This window comes from Mesorhizobium sp. Arg314 (assembly GCF_053714275.1).
The window spans coordinates 1-783 of record NZ_JBSKBP010000196.1 but is presented as its reverse complement, the minus strand read 5'-3'; the positions used below and the strand labels follow the sequence as shown (position 1 = coordinate 783).

1 pseudogene is annotated in these 783 nt (G+C 58.7%); it reads left to right on the top strand.

Going from position 1 to position 783, the window contains the following annotated elements:
- Positions 1-783: pseudogene (locus ACWGS9_RS35045) on the top strand (hypothetical protein); the annotation flags it as partial.

Here is a 783-nt window from a genome sequence, read left to right as displayed (position 1 = left end):
GGTTTAACCCCGATTCACCCAGGCATGCTTCTTTTGTAGCTGATGTGCAGGACTATCTGAAGGGTGGTGGCCGCTCTACCATTGTTGCGCACCTGAACAAGGTTGCGCCAGGGAGCCTACCTGGAAAACTCCCTGCCGAAGACGTGGACCTTTTGGCAAGGTTCCGGCTCGACGCCGAGCAGCGCAACATCGCCACCAAAGGGACCGTCGACGTCATCCTTTCCGGATTTAGGCAGTTTTCGCGGTGGCTCCAGGACAACAACAAGGGGTCTTTGGCTTCTCAGTTGCAAGGCGGTTCAGTGGATAAGGAACTTTCGGAGTATCGGGCGCTGGGGAGGGACTCCCAGAACCGCCTTAAAACGACTCTGGCTGATCTCCGGCGGTTCTTGCCTGGGCCTGAAGACGCCGAAGGGCTTCAACCCCGTGGCATTGGGCGCCCCCGTCAGGCGGCTCCTCATCCCGAAGACGCCCTCTTGATCGAGGGCGCGCTCGACCAAACGTTGAAAGATCTTGGAGCCCCGACTGCGGAGCAGAGGCAATCTGCGCAAACGCGGGCTTCACGTCTTCGTGGGCTGAGTGATTGGCTTCGAAGCGAGGGCAAGGGGAGCATAGCTGGCCGACTAAACGGTTCTATGCAGGAGCAGTTAAGGCTGGGCAGCGATCTGGTAGCGTTCCAACGGACTGGAAAGAGAATCCCCTCTGCCGCTTTGTCGCATCTTCGGAACTACCAAAAGCTAGTCGAGGCGAATCGAGACCTGCGGCTGCAAGCAGCTGAGCAGTCGG